The organism is Evansella clarkii (genome assembly GCF_002019695.1).
Classification (GTDB): Bacteria; Bacillota; Bacilli; order Bacillales; family Salisediminibacteriaceae; genus Evansella; species Evansella clarkii.
Window position 1 is genome coordinate 913,618 of record NZ_KV917376.1, and the last position, 16,382, is coordinate 929,999.

General features: G+C 40.7%; 15 protein-coding genes. 3 read left to right on the forward strand and 12 right to left on the reverse strand.

Going from position 1 to position 16,382, the window contains the following annotated elements; genetic code table 11:
- Positions 1-43: 43 nt before the first annotated feature.
- Together BK582_RS04255 and BK582_RS04260 are read left to right on the forward strand one after the other, a co-directional pair.
- Positions 44-2,161, forward strand: a complete 2,118-nt coding sequence (locus tag BK582_RS04255) for a copper-translocating P-type ATPase (RefSeq protein ID WP_078593134.1) — start codon at positions 44-46, stop codon at positions 2,159-2,161.
- Positions 2,162-2,323: 162 nt separating this feature from the next.
- On the forward strand, positions 2,324-2,509 hold the full coding sequence (locus BK582_RS04260) for a hypothetical protein (protein WP_078593135.1): 186 nt from the start codon (positions 2,324-2,326) through the stop codon (positions 2,507-2,509).
- Between the two features lie 547 nt (positions 2,510-3,056).
- Here BK582_RS04260 and BK582_RS04265 read toward each other — a convergent pair.
- Both BK582_RS04265 and BK582_RS04270 read right to left on the reverse strand, forming a co-directional pair.
- The gene (locus BK582_RS04265) at positions 3,057-5,528 is read right to left on the reverse strand and encodes a heavy metal translocating P-type ATPase (protein WP_078593136.1); all 2,472 of its coding nucleotides are present in this window, start codon (positions 5,526-5,528) and stop codon (positions 3,057-3,059) included.
- A 209-nt stretch (positions 5,529-5,737) separates the two neighbouring features.
- Positions 5,738-7,384 carry a multicopper oxidase family protein gene (locus BK582_RS04270; protein ID WP_078593137.1) on the reverse strand — a complete coding sequence of 549 codons (1,647 nt, stop codon included), beginning with the start codon at positions 7,382-7,384 and terminating at the stop codon, positions 5,738-5,740.
- A gap of 329 nt (positions 7,385-7,713) precedes the next feature.
- Here BK582_RS04270 and BK582_RS04275 point away from each other — a divergent pair, with 329 nt between their 5' ends.
- Entirely contained in the window at positions 7,714-8,679 is a 966-nt protein-coding gene (locus BK582_RS04275; protein ID WP_078593138.1) for a plastocyanin/azurin family copper-binding protein, read from the forward strand.
- Positions 8,680-8,731: 52 nt separating this feature from the next.
- Here the strand turns inward: BK582_RS04275 and BK582_RS04280 are convergent, their stop codons facing one another.
- The 10 genes from BK582_RS04280 to BK582_RS04330 form a co-directional block, all read right to left on the reverse strand.
- Positions 8,732-9,358 carry an NAD(P)/FAD-dependent oxidoreductase gene (locus BK582_RS04280; RefSeq protein WP_078593139.1) on the reverse strand — a complete coding sequence of 209 codons (627 nt, stop codon included), beginning with the start codon at positions 9,356-9,358 and terminating at the stop codon, positions 8,732-8,734.
- Positions 9,359-9,627: 269 nt separating this feature from the next.
- Positions 9,628-9,786 carry a DUF2933 domain-containing protein gene (locus tag BK582_RS28290; RefSeq protein ID WP_078593140.1) on the reverse strand — a complete coding sequence of 53 codons (159 nt, stop codon included), beginning with the start codon at positions 9,784-9,786 and terminating at the stop codon, positions 9,628-9,630.
- 44 nt (positions 9,787-9,830) lie between these two features.
- A complete protein-coding gene (locus tag BK582_RS04290; protein WP_078593141.1) occupies positions 9,831-10,043 on the reverse strand; it encodes a heavy-metal-associated domain-containing protein in 213 nt (70 codons plus the stop codon).
- Between the two features lie 301 nt (positions 10,044-10,344).
- On the reverse strand, positions 10,345-11,319 hold the full coding sequence (locus BK582_RS04295) for a C40 family peptidase (protein WP_078593142.1): 975 nt from the start codon (positions 11,317-11,319) through the stop codon (positions 10,345-10,347).
- A gap of 342 nt (positions 11,320-11,661) precedes the next feature.
- A complete protein-coding gene (locus BK582_RS04300) occupies positions 11,662-12,954 on the reverse strand; it encodes a cytochrome b family protein (protein ID WP_078597784.1) in 1,293 nt (430 codons plus the stop codon).
- Between the two features lie 120 nt (positions 12,955-13,074).
- Positions 13,075-13,443 carry an AbrB/MazE/SpoVT family DNA-binding domain-containing protein gene (locus BK582_RS26805; protein ID WP_078593143.1) on the reverse strand — a complete coding sequence of 123 codons (369 nt, stop codon included), beginning with the start codon at positions 13,441-13,443 and terminating at the stop codon, positions 13,075-13,077.
- 347 nt (positions 13,444-13,790) lie between these two features.
- Complete coding sequence (locus tag BK582_RS04315) at positions 13,791-14,177, reverse strand: cupredoxin domain-containing protein (RefSeq protein ID WP_078593145.1); 387 nt, start codon at positions 14,175-14,177, stop codon at positions 13,791-13,793.
- A 176-nt stretch (positions 14,178-14,353) separates the two neighbouring features.
- On the reverse strand, positions 14,354-15,064 hold the full coding sequence (locus BK582_RS04320; protein ID WP_078593146.1) for a cytochrome c biogenesis CcdA family protein: 711 nt from the start codon (positions 15,062-15,064) through the stop codon (positions 14,354-14,356).
- A gap of 11 nt (positions 15,065-15,075) precedes the next feature.
- Positions 15,076-15,603: a thiol-disulfide oxidoreductase ResA gene (resA, locus tag BK582_RS04325; RefSeq protein WP_078593147.1), complete on the reverse strand. Its 528-nt coding sequence runs from the start codon at positions 15,601-15,603 to the stop codon at positions 15,076-15,078.
- Between the two features lie 87 nt (positions 15,604-15,690).
- Positions 15,691-16,347 (reverse strand): TVP38/TMEM64 family protein, encoded by a 657-nt coding sequence (locus BK582_RS04330; protein WP_139368309.1) that lies wholly within the window; start codon positions 16,345-16,347, stop codon positions 15,691-15,693.
- Positions 16,348-16,382 lie beyond the last annotated feature (35 nt).

Genomic DNA, 16,382 nt, shown 5'->3' on the forward strand with positions numbered 1-16,382 from the left:
GGTATTTTTGTATTTATGGAGTTAATATGTGGAGGTGCTATTTATGAGTAAGAAATTACGCGATAATCATAAACACAAAAATGAAGATATACATCAAGAAAAAAAATATAAGCCTAACCATCAAAGGTCGGGTGAGCATAACGAACATACTCACCATCACAATTATAATAATCATGAAGAACACGACCGACATGATAATCATGACCACCATGATAAGCACGGCGGCCACCACGGCCATATCAGCGACTTTAAAAAAAGGTTTTTTGTGTCACTCATTCTTATGGTTCCAATTTTATTACTCTCTCCTATGATTCAGGGTTTTCTGGGCGTTGACTGGAGATTTGACGGAGATATGTATCTGCTCTTCGGTATTTCAACAGTAGTATATATATACGGCGGGTGGCCATTTCTAACTGGAGTAGTTGACGAACTTAAAGCAAAAACTCCCGGAATGATGACATTAATTGCCTTAGCTATAACAGTGGCTTATGTATACAGCACGGCAGTTGTTTTCGGGGTAGACGGACACGAGATGTACTGGGAGTTATCCACTCTTATAGTGATCATGCTACTTGGCCACTGGATTGAAATGAAATCCATTATGGGAGCATCAAAAGCATTGGAAGAACTGGTAAAGTACATGCCTTCTGAAGCCCACCTTGTTCAGAATGATGGGAGCTTGAAAGATGTGCCGGTTTCTGATATTCAGGCAGGGCAGCATGTATTAGTCAAACCTGGTGAAAAAGTACCTGTGGATGGACAAATCATAAAAGGGAGTTCTGCAATCGATGAATCAAACCTTACCGGGGAGTCTATTCCTGTAAATAAAAATATTGATGATCAGGTGATCGGAGGCTCTGTTAATGGGGAAGGCTCTTTAACCGTTAAAGTTGAAAAAACCGGGGAAGAAAGCTATCTTTCTCAGGTTATTAATATGGTAAAAGAAGCACAGGAGTCAAAGTCCCGCACACAGAACCTCGCTAACCGGGCTGCTAAATTCCTGTTTTATGTAGCTTTACTGGCTGGTGGCACCACTTTGCTCATCTGGCTTTTGCTCGGGTTTAACGCAGACTTTGCCATTGAACGAATGGTCACCGTTATGGTTATTGCCTGTCCACATGCCCTAGGACTGGCTGCCCCCCTTGTAGTTTCTGTTTCTACTTCACTTTCTGCTCAAAAGGGGTTGCTTATAAGAAACCGTACAAATTTTGAAGAGGGAAGAAGAATAAATGCAGTAGTTTTTGATAAGACAGGAACGTTAACAAAGGGAGAGTTCGGGATAACGAACTTTGTAGTTGAGCGGGGAGAGGAAGAGGAAATTCTTCGCATGGCAGCTTCCTTAGAATCAGAATCAGAACATCCTATCGCAAGAGGAATAGTGGAAGCGGCTAAAAACAAAAATATCCCTGTAACCTCTCCGGAATCTTTTTCCTCAATGGCTGGAAAGGGGCTTAAAGGCAAAGTCGATGGTACTGATATTGAAATAGTCAGCCCTGGGTATATCCAGGAGAAGAATATTGACTATAATACAGATAAATATAAAGACCTTTCAAAACAAGGAAAGACAGTTGTATTTGTTTTGTTAGATGGGCAGCTTTCCGCGATGATAGCATTGGCAGACCAGGTAAGGGAAAATTCAAAAAGGGCCATTGCTGCTCTAAAAAGCAAAGGAATTGAATCAATAATGCTTACGGGGGACAATCAGCAAGTAGCAAATTGGGTAGCAGAACAGCTGGAACTGGACCAGGTATATGCGGAAGTCCTCCCCCACGAAAAGGCAGACAAAATTAAGGAAATACAAAAACAAGGGTTTCGAGTTGCTATGACAGGTGATGGAGTAAATGACGCCCCAGCTCTGGCAACTGCCGATTTAGGAATTGCAGTTGGAGCCGGAACGGATGTGGCTATTGAAACAGCGGATGCAATATTAGTTAAGAGTGATCCTGAAGATGTTGTCTCTCTCTTAGAGCTCTCAAAGGCCACATACAGAAAAATGGTACAAAATCTCTGGTGGGCTACTGGATACAATATAGTGGCTATTCCTTTGGCAGCCGGAGTACTCTATACAATGGGTGTACTCCTGACTCCTGCTGCTGGAGCTGTGTTGATGTCATTAAGTACGATTATTGTAGCGATTAACGCTAAACTTTTGAGGATTTAGCACTAAATGGCCAAAAGGACCCACCTGGTTCTTTTGGCCATTGTGTTTTGAAATAACCTCCTTCTGCCTGCTTTTAGTCACAATATCTTCAAACCATCTTCACGGTTTCCACAAACTCAAGAGATAAAATGAAAGTGAATAAAATATAAGGAGCTGATAGAAATGAAAAAACTTTTAGCAGGGTTGTTGTCTTTGACGCTTGTAGCAGGAATCGGAACAACAGTTGCAGCACACAGCGACAACTTTTCAAGTTTTCAGGAAATGCTCCCTTTTATGCAGAATATGCATCCTGATATGTCTGAAGAAGAATTGGAAACAATGTATAACAACTGCCACGGAAAAAACTGAAGCGATGATTTCAGCAGGTTGATGTACGAAGCAAGGACTGACCAGGATAGAGGCTGATGGGAGAGGTGTAGAGAACTGATTTCCAGAAGATAGCCTTATGGCTGTCTTCTTTGTCTTAGCTAGACATGAAATTGTTTCAATTACTTCCTTGTCAACCGTATAGCTTGTCAGTACACTTTGTCGTCAAGCTTCATAGATACTTCTAAAATGAACCTGCGAAAAATGTTACTGCTTATGCCTTGTTCATGAGAAATTATTTTATTCTCATTACCTCGGCTCTAGTAAGATAATTTTTCCAAATGAAAATGCTGTAATTTATAAATACACAGTAACAAAATCAAAAAAAATGAAATTAAGAGGACTCAACCAACAACAATGAGACCGGTCCTTAATTTTGTATGAAAATAATAGAGTCATTGAGTTTCATTCTCTCCCCAATATATTCCCCGTTATTCTAGCCCTCATTTCTTTCCTATACACTGTAGGCTCAGCAGTAAAAAGGAATGTTCAGCATCTGAACATTCCTTTAAAAAATCGCAGAGCAAAATTAAATTGTTTTAAATCTTCTTAAGCGCAGCGTATTTAATACTACCGACACAGAACTAAAGGCCATCGCTGCTCCGGCAAGCATCGGATTTAGCAGAATCCCGAAGAACGGGTAGAGCATGCCTGCTGCCACAGGAATCAACACAATATTGTAGCCAAACGCCCAGCCAAGGTTCTGCCAGAGCATCCTCATCGTTGATTTGGACAAGCGAAGTGCGGTAACCACACTCATAATATCGCCGCGCATTAACGTAATATTGGCGGTTTCCATCGCCACATCTGTCCCTGTTCCAATCGCAATACCAACGTCAGCCTGCGCCAGAGCCGGGGCATCGTTAATTCCGTCGCCAACCATCGCGACAATCTTTCCTTCTTCCTGAAGTTGTTTAATTTCATTCGCTTTATCTTCCGGCATTACTTCAGCTATAAAACGGTCGACACCGGTTTCCCTCGCAATCGCCGCCGCTGTTTTATAGTGGTCGCCAGTGAGCATTACAACCTCCAGCCCCATCTTCTTCATTTCCTTAATAGCTCTAACAGAGTCCTTCTTAACTGTATCGGCAACAGCGATTACCCCTGCACATTCGCCGTCTATGGCGATATACATCGGTGTTTTCCCATCATCAGCGAGCTGATCTGCCTGACGTACAGCTTCCAAAGTCTCAATGCCGTTTTCCTTCATCAGTTTCATGTTGCCAATCAATACTTCTTTATCCTCAACTATCGCTTTAATGCCCTGTCCTGTTACGGAATTAAATTCCCCTGGCTCGCTTAGTGAAAGGTTTCTGTCTTTTGCAGCCTGGACGATCGCTTCTCCAAGTGGATGCTCGGATACGGTTTCAACCGAAGCCGCTATTCTTAACAGTTCTTCTTCCTTCCAGCCGGACAGCACATTGACATCTGTCAGCTGCGGCTTTCCTTCTGTTATTGTCCCTGTTTTATCAAGGACCACAATATTTGTTTTGTGTGCTTTCTCAAGGCTTTCAGCATCTTTTATTAATACTCCGTTCTCCGCGCCTTTTTCCGTACCGACCATAATCGCTGTCGGTGTCGCCAGTCCTAAAGCACACGGGCAGGCGATGATCAGAACTGCGATAAAGGTGGTTAATGAAAAAATAAGAGCCGGGTCTGGTCCGATAAAGTACCATACTACTGCAGCGATTAAGGCAATTATTACTACTGCAGGAACAAAGTAAGCCGATATTACGTCCACGATTCTCTGAATCGGAGCTTTTGAGCCCTGTGCTTCGTTAACCATCCTGATAATCTGCGCTAAAGCTGTTTCTTTTCCTACCTTTGTTGCCTTAAAAGTAAAGCTTCCCGTTTTATTAATCGTAGATCCGATGACCTCATCGTCAGCGGTTTTTTCTACAGGTATAGACTCTCCGGTAAGCATTGATTCATCTACAGATGACTTTCCTTTAAGAACGACACCGTCTACCGGAATCCTTTCTCCAGGCCTTACAATAATTTCGTCGCCTTCTTTCACCTGGTCTATTGGAATATCCATTTCCGTATTGTCACGGACAACCCGCGCTGTTTTTGCCTGCAGGCTCATCAGCTTCTTAATTGCTCCGGATGTCTGGCCTTTCGCTTTCGCTTCAAAGTAGCGCCCTAAAAGAATAAGGGTAGTAATTACCGTCGTTACATCATAATACAGCTGGTACGGGAATCCCATCGTTGTCAGCGTTTCCGGAAACAATGTCAATGCCCCGCTGTATACCCATGCGGAAGTAGTACCCATTGCCACAAGGACGTTCATATCTGCTGATTTGTTTTTCAGGACTTTGTAGCTGCTCTTATAAAAGCGCCAGCCTGGTACGAGCTGCACGTACGAAGTGAGCAGAAGCAGGAAGTACGGGTTGGCAAGAAAATCCGGCACCCATTCTCCCCAGCCAGGCATCATATGGGGGATACTGCCAATCAGGACGATACTTGTCACAACCGCACTGAAAGTAAAGTCTTTTTTCAATTTTGCCGTTTCCTTTTCCTGTTCGTCTTCCTGTTCGTCTTCCTGGTCGTCCGGCCCGCTTTCTTCCATTATCGATGCATCGTAGCCAATCTTTTTTATCCTGTCTATAACCGCCTGAGGGTCAAGGGTGCTGTTTCCTTTCACCTGCGCCTGGTTTGCGGCTAAGTTTACGTTCACGCTTTCTGTCCCTTCCACTTTCTGAATTGCTTTTTCGACCCTATTCACACAGGAAGCACAAGTCATTCCTTTAACAGAAAAAAGATATTTATTCGCTGAATCATCATTCTGTACTTTCGCCTCGTAGCCGGTGTTGCTGATGGCCTCAACAATCTCATCCTTATTAGTGGCTGAAGGATCATACTCCACCTGTGCCTGGTTGGCCGCCAGGTTCACATTGACAGACCGTACGCCATCCACTTTTTCAATCCCTTTCTCTACCCTTCTTACGCAGGAAGCGCAGGTCATTCCCTTTACCGAAAAAATCTGTTTATTTGATTCCATCTTATACCCCTCCTTTTCGTGTCATTTATCAACTGAATATCTTTGTATTTACTGACTTCATTATACTATACCCCCACAGGGTATGTAAAATTAAATAGTGTATATTTCATGAACTTATAAAATCAGCATTTTTCTTCCTTGAAAAAGAGTGAAAGAAGACTGCCTGATTACAGGCAGCCGTTCGTATTATTCCAGTTTTCCGTTTTAGGTTATTCTGGTTTATTTGGAATATCAGGGTCTGGAGTGAAAAAAGGTTCATAATCTTTATACTTTATTTCAGCCACCATACCTCCGCTGGCATGGTGAAACTCGTGGCAGTGAAACAGCCAGTTCCCCGAATTTTCAGCTTTAAAGACAATTTCATACTCCTCTCCTGGTCGCACATTTAACGTATCTTTTACAATTGGAGAGCCTTCGACAGGATTGCCATCCTTTGCGGTCACAGTGAAAAATTCGCCATGTAAATGCATTGGGTGGTCATCATCCGTATCATTGGTGATGGTAAACTTTACGACATCCCCTTCTTCTACTTCATAAATTTCATGGTCCGGGAACTGCTTTCCGTTAATGGTAAATGTTTCTCCGCCGTCATCTGTCCCAAGAAGCATATCAAATTCCTTAGTTGGCTCGCCAATGTCCGTGTTAAGTTTTTCTCCATATACCGTAAAGTCAAAGAAGTTTGTGAAACTACCGCCAAGCTGTACTTCTTCCTCTTCATGTCCTTCATAAATTACCGGAATTACTGTATTAAGCCCTTCCTTATTTTCCTCAGCATATACTTCAATCCCCCACGCACCAGGGTTATCCATTTCAATTTCCACTTCGTAACGTTCTGCCGGCGCGATGCGGAATGCCATTTCACTTATCCATTCCGGTTCATTCACCGGCTGTCCATCGTAATGGGTAACTTTAAAAGAATGGCCTGGTATCTCTACAACTTGTGTAAACAGCCCTGCGTTCAAAAATCTTAATTTAACTTTATTTCCTTCTTCAACGTTGATTGCTTCAATCTCAGGTGAAGTTTTTCCATTAATAATCATCGTATCGTACATCAGGTTCATCATTTCTGTATGGCTTAAGTCGTCCATATCCATATCCCCGTGGTCCATGCCATTCATGTCTTCTTCGTTCATATTATCGTGATCCATATCTCCATGGTCTATACCATTCATGTCTTCTTCGTTGATATTATCGTGATCCATATCTCCATGGTCCATCCCATTCATGTCTTCTTCGTTCATATTACCGTGATCCATATTCCCATGGTCCATGTCATCCATATCCATCGAGGAAATTTCATGAATCACTATTGTTTCGTCTGTATCGTAGTTTTCCTCCTCTGCAGGCTCTACAATAAAGACTCCGTAAAGCCCTTCGCCAACCTGGGTCGCCCCATCCTGATGGGAATGATACCAGTATGTACCCGGTACATCTGCTTCATATTCATAAGTAAATTCCTCACCTGGCATAATAGCGTTTTGTGTGACCCCTGGCACCCCATCCATTTCATTGGGAACAGGGAAACCATGCAAGTGTATAGCAGTCGGTATATCAAGGGAGTTTTTAACATTTAATACTACTGTGTCCCCTTCACTGACTCTTATTTCCTCCCCTGGCAAAGTGCCGTTATAAGTCCAGGCATTTCTTACAAGGTCTTCATTATAGGACCACTCCGTTTCCTGAACTTCAAGATTGAAGACTTGTTCCGATCCTTCCATTTGTTCTTCCTGGTTATTATTATTCTCCTGATCCGGCTGATTTTCTCCGGCAGTCTCCTCCGCTGTTTCAGCTGAACATCCGGCTGTAAATAATCCTAAAGCCAATCCAGCAGTAATAAATGCTTTCTTTTTATTCATAACTATACCTCTCCTTATCTTAATAGTGGAAATCTAAGTACATTATGAACCCTGCTTATGAAGAAACAATGAAGTAACTATGGAGTTCAAAAAGTTGTAATATTTGGATGAAAGGTGATTTAGCAGACATGTAAGGATAATTTCCAAAGTCTCTGAAAAAGAGCAGCATCTTTTATTACCTTTTATCTGCTTTCTAATAAAGACACCAATACTCATTTTCTAAAGAAACATTTCACCCTTATCGTACAAGCTTATTGATTTTGTTAAAATCATTTAGTCATGGTCAGTCCTTCTTTTACATATTCTTGTTATAGAAAGGGGGGATAAATTTGACACTTTTTATTTTCGTTATTTCAATTATCCTGGGGGTGTTGGTTGCCGCTTCCTTTTTTATATCTTATTCTAATAGAAAAGTTATACCAGCAATGACTGGTATGATGGGGGCTATGATAATTGGTATGGGTGTTGGATTAACAACAGGGGTTCTGTTTGGAGTTCTTTATCAGAATGATTTAATGTTAGCTACTATTCTTTCTATGTTCATTGGGATGACCACAGGAATTTTTGCCGGCCTGCCGAAAGGGCCCTTAGCCATACTTGATGGACTATTAGCTGGGTTAATGGGTGGCATGATGGGTGCCATGCTTGGAGTTATGGTTTCAGGCGCTGAAGGAATTTTACTTGTCAAAGTTCTTCTCCTGATCACTGCCTGCTCCACTTTTATCATTTTAATCCTCTTACATAGTAATTCTTCTAAAGAACGGCCGGTTACTACCAGCTGGATGTTAAAGCCTGTACTAACCTTCTGCTTGTTTCTCTTAGTATTTATAGGTGTGGGTTTAATTGATGTTTCCAATGACGATAAAGGCATGGTCCTCGGAGGGGATTCTGGCCATAACGAACAAAGCCAGAATGATGAGGAGGATGGACACAGAGCTGGGAAACAAACAAATCATATTGTCAAGGTGGTTATCCCAGGGTTAAGTTATAATCCTGAAATCCTCGAAATAGATAAAGCCCAGTCTGTAGAGTTACAGCTTATTAACCACGATAATGTGGAACATGATTTAGAAGTACGTTATTTTCCTTTTAAATTGCTGAAGGAACCAGAGCATGTTAACGCTGAACATCACAACCCTGGTTTAGATAATAATTCACTACTACATCTCCACGCTCAGCCCCAAAGTACGGCTTCAATCAGCTTCATTCCTTTAAAAGAAGGGGTATACGAATTCTTTTGTACTCTTCCTGGCCACAGGGAAGCTGGCATGTCTGGTAAAATTAAAGTAAATTAATTTGATTGAATGAGAACAACCAGCCACCAGGCTGGTTGTTCCTTGTCTTGTATTATATTTCTAACTCTTGCTTAATCTTATCAAAGCCATACCTTGATACAAATTTCGCCATTCTTTCACGCTTTCTCCCATTCTTCCTGTACACTTCCAGTACATTATCCACCAGCTCATATAACTCCTCCGGTTCAAGGCCATCTTTTAAAAGGACGCCTGTTTGAGCGTCTTCTCCCACAGCTTTTCCTCCAATGTATAATTCATAATGTTCGTCCCTTTTAATAACTCCGATGTCATTTATTAATGGCTCACCGCAGGCGTTAGGACATCCGGTATACGCCGGACGCAGAGTAAAAGGGACTTCCTGTCCTGCGATTCTATCATTAAGTTCCTTCGCAACAGGCATTCCTTCAACTTCTGCTCCTTTACAGAAATTACACGTTCGCAGGCTTTTCACAACATTTCCGACCTTGTAGACTGAGAATCCGGCTTTTTTTATTTCTTCCACTGTATTTTCAACTTTCTCTTCTTCAACCTTTATAATCAGCTGCTGGAAAGTTGTTAATTCCACTTCCGTATCCTCTTTTAAATATGATCCGAGGGTTATCAGCTGTTGAGGAGTCAATTTAGCGCCAAATCCTATACCCCCGTTTACTGCTAATGGCACCATTTTTGGACTGTTCATATTCTCCCTCCAATTTCTTAGTATTTATTTGTTCTTCCGCTCATCTTACTATACCCCCGCTAGGTATTCAACACACGTCTGCTGCAACATTACTGAATAATTTAAAAAGAACTTTGCGAACTAAAGATAATTCGCAAGTTCTTTTTTCACCTATTGCAGCTTTTATTGAACGGGTTATTCTCACCAGCTATTTTGTGGAAATTAGCTGCTTTAACAGCAGGACTCTAAAACAGGATAATGGTATTATTTTAACAAGGAATCCACGGTATTTAATGCGAATGTCCTCGGTGCATAAACAAATGTAACAATGGGCAGATAAGTAATATCAATAATATCGGGCTTAAACTGCCGGCAATGACAAAGTACAATATTCCTACAACCAGGATTATACCTATGCAGTAAACTAAAAAACGTTTAGAGCCTCCCATGATAATCCCCCATTTTCTTTGTAATAAACTGGTGCTCAGCCTGTTTAGGGACTAACTATCTCATACCCCAGGTCTTTAATTTTTCTACTCAGTGTTTCCACGTGAATTACTCCCTCTTCATAGTCAACAGTTACCTCTTTACCAGCTAAATCAACGTTTGCCCTCATCACACCTTCAAGCTTCATTAATCCACCTTCTATTGAGGAAGCACAATGTCCACAGCTCATACCTTTAACCCTGATGTGAATCGTACTCATATTTATCTCACCTCTCGTCTTTTTCAGCTAACGTTCCTAATTTGAATATAGCAGCAATATCTGAAGAAAGTATGTAGGATGGCCGATCAGCGCAAAGTACACAGAATGTTAACAAATTAATAAAATCAATGAGTCAACTTCCAAATAATGGATTAAGTATAGGTTTGTATACGGCAAAGCGTGGTTTTGAATCAAACAAACGCACAATAAAAAGGAGGTGTTCCCCTCCTTTTTTAGTTATTTTTAAGTTGTCTGTTGTTAATCTTCATCTCGCGTCTGCAAATTAACTCCACATTTAAAATTAATATCTTTTAGCTCCAATATAACGGGGGCTCCAATAAGAATTATCCATTCTCGTAATGGTTACTCCCTGAGATGAGCTATTATGGATGAATGTTCCGTCTCCTAAATATATTCCAGCATGCGATGGACCTGCTTTATAGGTTTCAAAAAATACGACATCTCCTCTTTGTGGAGTCTGAACAGTAGTTCCTAACGGGTAATACTGACTGTGGGTTCTTGGAAGAGAAACCCCGTTTTGTCTGAATACATAGGTGATAAACCCGCTGCTGTCCATACCTGAAGGGGTGGTACCTCCCCATACGTACGGAGTACCGAGTAAATTTCTTGCATCTCTTATAAGCTTCTCAACATCATATGATCTGGATGAGGAAGCTTGTCCAGAAGAAATTGAAGTAGTTCGGCTTGATGTCTGAGCATTGCCGCCACTTCCTCTTAAGGCTCCGAATGTCTGCGGGCCTGCTATACCGTCTACAGAAATTCCGGCACTTCTTTGAAATGAACGTACTGCGTCAGCTGTAATGGAACCATAATACCCTGTTGATGTGTGGAAGGTAAAATGCCCTTTTTCTCTTAATGCTTCCTGAAGAGAAACAACATCATTTCCCCGGTCCCCGACTCTTAACGTTCGCGAAAAGTCACTTGCTGATGATGAATTCTGGCTGCTTGTTTGTACCTTTGACGTACTGCTGCCTGCCCCAAGCGCGCCTACTGTTTGTGGTCCCACAATACCATCAACGGTTATACCGGCACTCCGCTGGAACGATCGTACTGCATCTGCTGTGATGGAACCGAAAAATCCAGTGGAAGTATGAAAGGTGAAATGTCCTTTTTCCCGCAGTGCTTCCTGAAGTTCCACCACATCGCTGTGCCTCATCCCCTCCCGTAATGTCTGGTCTCCTAAAGCAGCATCAGTCACTTCAGGCAAAGCCAATAATGTACCCGCTAAAACAACACTCAAAACAGTTTTTTTCATTTTTAAACTCTCCCTCTTTATCTATTAATTTTTTATTACTTTCTCATATTAAAAGCATGCTTTTTCCTAGTGCTAACCTACTACTATTTTATAAGATTATTTCTGTGTAAACTCTATAGTAGTCAATTAGTTAATAAACGATAAAGTTTATGTAAATTTTGCAATTATATCGAAATATTTTTCTCCCTTGACATTGTTCGACAGTTACTCTTTTTTACTTCCTCTCTCTCTTTAGGGGAAATACATAAAGAAGTACAATGCATGAATAGAGGCTGCATTATACTTCCTTTAATTAGTGCATATGTTATTTTTTCAAGACATGCCATTTTATTCTGAAGCACATCAGCGTCCTCCGGAATCCAGTTCAGCTTCTGGAGGAATTTCAAACACTTTTTCTGAAATAGCTTCACCTTCACTGATAATAGTGACCTGCAGCTCTCCTTCGGGCAGCTGAATTTGATGCTCTCCTGGCCCATATTGCGCTGCCCAAACCCCTGGTCCGTTTGAAATTTCTAAAATTCCGATATCCTCAGGCGCTATATTTTCGATGGCGGACCAGACAATCTCAGAATTATCGTCAAGTTCCCCCACATACAAGGTCCGCTCGCTGTATCGGTATATCTCATCTAAAATCGTTTCACCATCCATCTCCATCATTTGGCGAAAGTAAGGTTCACTATCGAGATTATCGGCCCAAAAGTAGATATCCCGCCCATCAGAATGAAGAATCATCTCAAAGGATTCTGCAGAATCTTCGGGCACCACATGTTCCTGTTCAGCTGCAAAAGGAGGTTCTTTTAATGCTCTGCTGTCGAAATAGGCAACTATTCCCGTCAACAGAACCATAGGCATGATATACATGATAGCTGTAATGACTACAGCTGAATTCTTAAGGATACCTGCCTTTTGTTTCCGATTAATTCGTCGAAGTACAATTTTAGCGAAAGCCGCGGACTGTAGTAGGACAACAATAATACCCATCCAGAGAAAGACAAATAAGAACCATATTGGAGGGTACACCCTCCAGTCCGGAGGAGTAACCTGAAAGAAATAGAACAGATAAAGTACACCGCGAAGCATAACAATATAGAAAATCACATGAATAAGTGTCCCATGCAGCCATTTCCACGAGGAGGGACCGAGAATCTTTACAGCTCTGTCAAAGGAAGTTACAGCAAGCAGGGTGATCATCGGTGCCATCACCAGCCCCATCATATTCATAATACCGACTTCCGGCCTAAGCAGGACATAACTACCTGCCTCTTCAAAATATTCAAACCCGAACAGTGTCGCTATATCCCACCTCGCCCAGCGGTCCCAGATAGCATAGCCATGTCCAAAAGACAGAACAGCAAACCATATGCCTAGCTCTCTCCGCCATGACCTAAAACGCTTCACGGACTCCCAGAGAATAGCCATGGGAGATAGTATAAGTGCGAGAAATAAAAGAACAAAAGCGGCATGAGCCCAGGCACGCCAGAAGGGATGGTCAGCTCTCCAGTCAGGCCATAATGCAGGTTGAACCCCCCATGCTGAATAGGAAAGGTAAAACAAGTAGACCAAAAAAGCAGAAAATACTCCTACAATAAGATGGCGAAGTAAAGTTTTTCTTGTATTTTTATTCTCATGTGCCATTTTAACCTCCATTTAAGAAGCTTCCTTCCGATACTTGATTTCCCCTGGTTGGTCAACAACATAAAAAATGTAGACCCTTCTTATCTGCTGGAATTACAGAAACGTACATACATTACTCGGCTAATTACCATAATCGTCTTCTTTTCTCAGAAAAAAAGCATTCTTGCAGGTCATCTGATATACAGTGAAACTGTCTCCTTTTTTAATCTGTAAGTTTTTTCTTAATTCAGCTGGTATAATAATTCTGTTTTTTTGACCGATAATAACTTTGTTGTCAACCGAATCTTCAAGAGCTGCAGGTTTACTAATTATTAATCCTCTTCCCTCCTCAGAAAAACCAACATTAACTAAGTCACCTACAGAAAGACCGCATTCCTGTCTTATTTTTTTCGGCAAAGTCATCGTAAAATTCCGGGAAACGATACATTTTATTTCCAGGCCAATTAGTTTATTAATTTGAACAGAAATGCTATATTTGGCTTTTTGCACTGCTTTTTCCTCCTTAACATACTTTAGTACAGGAATAATAAGGTTTAACTTAAGATTTATAAGAATTTAAATACTAAAAACACCATTCCAGCAATGAAAAGTAAATAAAACGGTAATACGTATTTTGGGTTCATATCCTTCTCTCCCATTTCTCTGACAGATTTATAAATAATTATATTTTCATTTAACCCGTCAAATTTCTTCCAGGTTCCAAGTACGAATTTCACTATACAGGCAACATATGATAAAAGTATGAAGTTTCTCACTTTAAAAAACTTAGCATGCGTAATTAAGCCAATAAAAAAGGAACAATGCTCCAAACTTAAGCACTGTTCCTTCTATTCTTCTTATTCCACGATCAAAGTTGCTACCATATCATCGTGGCCCTCACCACACGGTATATTACAATAAATCGTGTACTCCCCAGGTTCAAGGGATGCAGTAGCAGACCCGTCACCTTCGATTTCTATATCAGTTCCCTCTACGGCTATTCCATGGTATCCTTCTTCGTTGCTAAGATTTATTGTAACTTCGCCAGCCGATACCACATAAGTGTCCTGATCAAAATCCCAGTTATCCGCTTTCAGATCCACTGTCTCTGATACGGAGTTAGCTTCACTATTACCTGCATTGCCTGTTTGAATATCTGTTGAATTTATATCTTCTTCTCCCCCACAAGCAGCAAGCAGTAATACTAAACCCATGGAAATGATAGTAATAATCCTTTTCTTCATTAATAAAACCTCCATAATAATATTTTTTAAATCATTTGATTAAATGAAAGGCCTGAATAGTTTCTACCACCTTCTTTCCAGCCCCACCTAACCCATATTATAATTACGCCAATAATTGAAATTGTGAAGAATAGAGTTTGTTCAAAAAGTGTTCAAATTTAGTTTTATGAGAAGCATTAAAATCCCATAAACCCGTCAAAAACATTATTTACAAGGAAGGAAGTAATAAGTGTCAGCAGATCGAAATACAGCATTACACCAAAAATAACCATTATAATTCCGCCTGATTTCATGACAACGTTCATATATTTTTTTATCCAATTCAATTTTCCTATGAAAAAGGCCATTAAAAAAAAGGGGATAGAGAATCCTATACTAAAAACTCCCATGTATACCATCCCAGAACCGGGATTACTAAGACTGAGAGAAATTACTGAGGCAAGTATCGGACCAATACAAGGAGTCCACCCCGCTGCAAATGCCAGTCCAATAGCATAAGAACCCAGAAAACCACCTGGCCTTTTTGAAAACTGATACTGACGGGTCTTCATCAAAAATCCTGGTTTAAACCACCCTGCTATAAAAAGTCCAAATAATATAATAAAAATCGCCCCGAGCTGCCTGATAAGATCACTGTACCTTATAAAAAACTGCCCCAAAAAGGACGTAGACATGCCCAGAGCAATAAAAATAGTGGAAAAGCCTAAAATAAAAATAAACGTATGAATCATTGCGCTTGGTGATGCCTTATATCTCTTATTCTTTAGTTCCTCCTGCGACAACCCTGTTATGTAGGAGATGAAAGCAGGATATAAAGGAATGTTACAGGGAGAGACAAAGGACAAAACGCCTGCTCCAAATGCAAAAAATATAGTTAAGTTATCCATTTAATTCTCCTTTAAAACGAATCAGGAACTAACATTTCAAGGGCCTCCAGAACCTGTTCTTCTGTTTTTCCACCTACTGTCCTCTCAATAACTGCTCCATTCTCATTAATCAGCAAAGTATACGGCAGCGCAGTGACACCGTACGCATTACCTACAAGAAGACCTCGGTCTATAGCAGTAGTATATGGTACAGGGCGCCGTTCAAGGAAACGCTCTACCTGAATTGTAGCCTCGTCCACATTCACACCTACTATTTCCACGCCCTTTTCTTTATAGTCCTGATAATGTTCGACTAAATATTCCATCTTATCCCGGCAGAAACTGCAGTAAGTTGCCCAGAACGTTAAGTAAATACCTTTTCCCCGCATTTCTTCCAAATGGACAATATTCCCATTCATATCCTCCAGAATAAAGTCAGGTGCGACATCCCCTTTATCTACAAGACCTCGCTCTTCGGAAATGCTGGAAAATATTGTATAACCAATGACAAGAGCCATTATACTGAGGATGGCTGTTCTGTAAATTAATCTTTTCCTCATATCTTTCCCTCCATGTTTGCTGAAAGGGTTATGTACCCATTTTAAAAGCTATCATTATATTATTTAAGTTTTCTACTCTTTCGTTCGTTACTTCTTCTCTTCCCTTCCCTGTAAGTTGGACTTTCTCTTTTTTATATTTACTATAAAAACAGCCAATAGAAATAGAGAAATAAATATATAAAGAGTGTATTGATGTTGCAGAGCAATCACTCCTGCCGAAAATAATGAAAGGATAAACACGAATACTGTGTTCCCAATAAAGGTTGCAAAAATGTAATCTCTAGCACTTATTTTGCTTAACCCGCTGCCTATATTAACAATGCTTGCCGGCATAAATGGAAAAAGCCTAAGAAAAAGGACTACCTTAAATCCGTTTTTTTCAACCTTACGTTTAAACTCCAGATGATTGTATTTTTCAGCCCAGTTTTGAAAACCGTACCTTGCCAGGTAAAATACCAGAACCGATCCTAAAAAGTTACCTGTTAAACTCCATAGATAGCCATAAGAAAAGCCAAACAACCAAATATTAAACATAGTAAGCAGCAGGAATGGAGTTAAAGAAAAAATATTCTGCATGAGCATAAAAACAAAGGTGATAACTAATATTGTACCTCTCTGATTGCCCATTTCCTCTGCCAAGGAAGCCCAATCTCCGGTTTTAAAGTATCCAATCCATTCTTGCTGTGTTACAAGTCCTAACGCTATAAACAAAATAACTGCTGCCAAAATAAGTAGCTTCAACATTGCTCTCCTTTTCAAACCTTGATTACCCCTCTGAA

Excerpts from the sequence above, each read along its gene's own strand:
- BK582_RS04255 (WP_078593134.1), top strand. The coding sequence starts at position 44 with ATGAGTAAGAAATTACGCGATAATCATAAACACAAAAATGAAGATATA.
- BK582_RS04260 (WP_078593135.1), top strand. The coding sequence starts at position 2,324 with ATGAAAAAACTTTTAGCAGGGTTGTTGTCTTTGACGCTTGTAGCAGGA.
- BK582_RS04265 (WP_078593136.1), bottom strand. The coding sequence starts at position 5,528 with ATGGAATCAAATAAACAGATTTTTTCGGTAAAGGGAATGACCTGCGCT.
- BK582_RS04270 (WP_078593137.1), bottom strand. The coding sequence starts at position 7,384 with ATGAATAAAAAGAAAGCATTTATTACTGCTGGATTGGCTTTAGGATTA.
- BK582_RS04280 (WP_078593139.1), bottom strand. The coding sequence starts at position 9,358 with ATGAACAGTCCAAAAATGGTGCCATTAGCAGTAAACGGGGGTATAGGA.
- BK582_RS28290 (WP_078593140.1), bottom strand. The coding sequence starts at position 9,786 with ATGGGAGGCTCTAAACGTTTTTTAGTTTACTGCATAGGTATAATCCTG.
- BK582_RS04290 (WP_078593141.1), bottom strand. The coding sequence starts at position 10,043 with ATGAGTACGATTCACATCAGGGTTAAAGGTATGAGCTGTGGACATTGT.
- BK582_RS04295 (WP_078593142.1), bottom strand. The coding sequence starts at position 11,319 with ATGAAAAAAACTGTTTTGAGTGTTGTTTTAGCGGGTACATTATTGGCT.
- BK582_RS04300 (WP_078597784.1), bottom strand. The coding sequence starts at position 12,954 with ATGGCACATGAGAATAAAAATACAAGAAAAACTTTACTTCGCCATCTT.
- BK582_RS04315 (WP_078593145.1), bottom strand. The coding sequence starts at position 14,177 with ATGAAGAAAAGGATTATTACTATCATTTCCATGGGTTTAGTATTACTG.
- BK582_RS04320 (WP_078593146.1), bottom strand. The coding sequence starts at position 15,064 with ATGGATAACTTAACTATATTTTTTGCATTTGGAGCAGGCGTTTTGTCC.
- resA (WP_078593147.1), bottom strand. The coding sequence starts at position 15,603 with ATGAGGAAAAGATTAATTTACAGAACAGCCATCCTCAGTATAATGGCT.
- BK582_RS04330 (WP_139368309.1), bottom strand. The coding sequence starts at position 16,347 with ATGTTGAAGCTACTTATTTTGGCAGCAGTTATTTTGTTTATAGCGTTA.